The sequence below is a fragment of the Vibrio sp. 1727 genome (assembly GCF_033344415.1).
GTDB classification, from domain to species: Bacteria; Pseudomonadota; Gammaproteobacteria; order Enterobacterales; family Vibrionaceae; genus Vibrio; species Vibrio alginolyticus.
Window position 1 is genome coordinate 1 of the sequence record NZ_JAWPOT010000053.1, and the last position, 3,132, is coordinate 3,132.

A 3,132-nucleotide genomic window follows, 5' to 3' on the forward strand; every position below is an offset into this window, starting at 1 on the left:
ATCAACTCGAAACTCCTTCGGGTTGTATGGTTAAGTGACTAAGCGTACACGGTGGATGCCTTGGCAGTCAGAGGCGATGAAGGACGTATTAACTTGCGATAAGCCCAGATTAGGTAGTAAAAACCATTTGAGTCTGGGATTTCCGAATGGGGAAACCCAATACCATAAGGTATTACTGTTGAGTGAATACATAGCTCAACAGGGCGAACCGGGGGAACTGAAACATCTAAGTACCCCGAGGAAAAGAAATCAACCGAGATTCCGAAAGTAGCGGCGAGCGAAATTGGACTAGCCCTTAAGCTTTACACGCGTTAGACGAACAGCCTGGAAAGGCCGACGATACAGGGTGATAGTCCCGTAGTTGACGACGTGTGTTCAGTGAAATCGAGTAGGGCGGGACACGTGATATCCTGTCTGAATATGGGGGGACCATCCTCCAAGGCTAAATACTACTGACTGACCGATAGTGAACCAGTACCGTGAGGGAAAGGCGAAAAGAACCCCTGTGAGGGGAGTGAAATAGAACCTGAAACCGTGTACGTACAAGCAGTAGGAGCAGGCTTGTCCTGTGACTGCGTACCTTTTGTATAATGGGTCAGCGACTTATATTCAGTGGCAAGGTTAACCATCTAGGGGAGCCGTAGGGAAACCGAGTCTTAACTGGGCGTTCAGTCTCTGGATATAGACCCGAAACCAGGTGATCTAGCCATGGGCAGGTTGAAGGTTGAGTAACATCAACTGGAGGACCGAACCGACTAATGTTGAAAAATTAGCGGATGACTTGTGGCTAGGGGTGAAAGGCCAATCAAACCTGGAGATAGCTGGTTCTCCCCGAAAGCTATTTAGGTAGCGCCTCGGACGAATACTACTGGGGGTAGAGCACTGTTAAGGCTAGGGGGTCATCCCGACTTACCAACCCTTTGCAAACTCCGAATACCAGTAAGTACTATCCGGGAGACACACGGCGGGTGCTAACGTCCGTCGTGGAGAGGGAAACAACCCAGACCGCCAGCTAAGGTCCCAAATTACTACTAAGTGGGAAACGATGTGGGAAGGCTCAGACAGCCAGGATGTTGGCTTAGAAGCAGCCATCATTTAAAGAAAGCGTAATAGCTCACTGGTCGAGTCGGCCTGCGCGGAAGATGTAACGGGGCTAAGTAGTAAACCGAAGCTGCGGCAATGCACTTTAGTGCATTGGGTAGGGGAGCGTTCTGTAAGCGGTTGAAGGTGTGTGGTAACGCATGCTGGACGTATCAGAAGTGCGAATGCTGACATGAGTAACGATAAAGGGGGTGAAAAACCTCCTCGCCGGAAGACCAAGGGTTCCTGTCCAACGTTAATCGGGGCAGGGTAAGTCGACCCCTAAGGCGAGGCCGAAAGGCGTAGTCGATGGGAAACGGGTTAATATTCCCGTACTTCTTACAATTGCGATGGGGGGACGGAGAAGGCTAGGTGGGCCTGGCGACGGTTGTCCAGGTTCAAGTGCGTAGGCTGAGAAATTAGGTAAATCCGGTTTCTCTTAAGGCTGAGACACGACGTCGAGCATCTACGGATGTGAAGTCATTGATGCCATGCTTCCAGGAAAAGCCTCTAAGCTTCAGATTGTAAGGAATCGTACCCCAAACCGACACAGGTGGTCGGGTAGAGAATACCAAGGCGCTTGAGAGAACTCGGGTGAAGGAACTAGGCAAAATGGTACCGTAACTTCGGGAGAAGGTACGCTCTCGACGGTGAAGTCCCTCGCGGATGGAGCTATTGAGAGTCGCAGATACCAGGTGGCTGCAACTGTTTATTAAAAACACAGCACTGTGCAAAATCGCAAGATGACGTATACGGTGTGACGCCTGCCCGGTGCCGGAAGGTTAATTGATGGGGTTAGACTTCGGTCGAAGCTCTTGATCGAAGCCCCGGTAAACGGCGGCCGTAACTATAACGGTCCTAAGGTAGCGAAATTCCTTGTCGGGTAAGTTCCGACCTGCACGAATGGCGTAATGATGGCCACGCTGTCTCCACCCGAGACTCAGTGAAATTGAAATCGCTGTGAAGATGCAGTGTACCCGCGGCTAGACGGAAAGACCCCGTGAACCTTTACTACAGCTTGGCACTGAACATTGACCCTACATGTGTAGGATAGGTGGGAGGCTTTGAAGCGCAGTCGCTAGATTGCGTGGAGCCGTCCTTGAAATACCACCCTTGTAGTGTTGATGTTCTAACGTCGACCCCTAATCGGGGTTGCGGACAGTGCCTGGTGGGTAGTTTGACTGGGGCGGTCTCCTCCCAAAGCGTAACGGAGGAGCACGAAGGTGGGCTAATCACGGTTGGACATCGTGAGGTTAGTGCAATGGCATAAGCCCGCTTGACTGCGAGAATGACAATTCGAGCAGGTGCGAAAGCAGGTCATAGTGATCCGGTGGTTCTGAATGGAAGGGCCATCGCTCAACGGATAAAAGGTACTCCGGGGATAACAGGCTGATACCGCCCAAGAGTTCATATCGACGGCGGTGTTTGGCACCTCGATGTCGGCTCATCACATCCTGGGGCTGAAGTCGGTCCCAAGGGTATGGCTGTTCGCCATTTAAAGTGGTACGCGAGCTGGGTTTAGAACGTCGTGAGACAGTTCGGTCCCTATCTGCCGTGGGCGTTGGAGAATTGAAAGGGGCTGCTCCTAGTACGAGAGGACCGGAGTGGACGAACCTCTGGTGTTCGGGTTGTGTCGCCAGACGCATTGCCCGGTAGCTAAGTTCGGGATCGATAACCGCTGAAAGCATCTAAGCGGGAAGCGAGCCTTGAGATGAGTTCTCCCTGATACTTTAAGTATCCTAAAGGGTTGTCGTAGACTACGACGTTGATAGGCAGGGTGTGTAAGCGTTGTGAGGCGTTGAGCTAACCTGTACTAATTGCCCGTGAGGCTTAACCATACAACACCCAAGGGGTTTTGATGGACTCAATGAAAGAACATTGAATGTGTAAGAACGAGAATTAAAAAACAGCTTTCCAGATTAAAGAATTTGCTTGGCGACCATAGCGTTTTGGACCCACCTGATTTCCATGCCGAACTCAGAAGTGAAACGAAATAGCGCCGATGGTAGTGTGGGGCTTCCCCATGTGAGAGTAGGACATCGCCAGGCTTTA

The 3,132-nt window shown here is 51.2% G+C and carries 2 rRNA genes; both read left to right on the top strand.

The features are described from left to right. Nucleotides 1-28: 28 nt before the first annotated feature. Nucleotides 29-2,918, top strand: a 23S ribosomal RNA gene (locus R8O10_RS23710). 93 nt (nt 2,919-3,011) lie between these two features. Then, nucleotides 3,012-3,128 (top strand): 5S ribosomal RNA (rrf, locus tag R8O10_RS23715). Nucleotides 3,129-3,132: the final 4 nt, after the last annotated feature.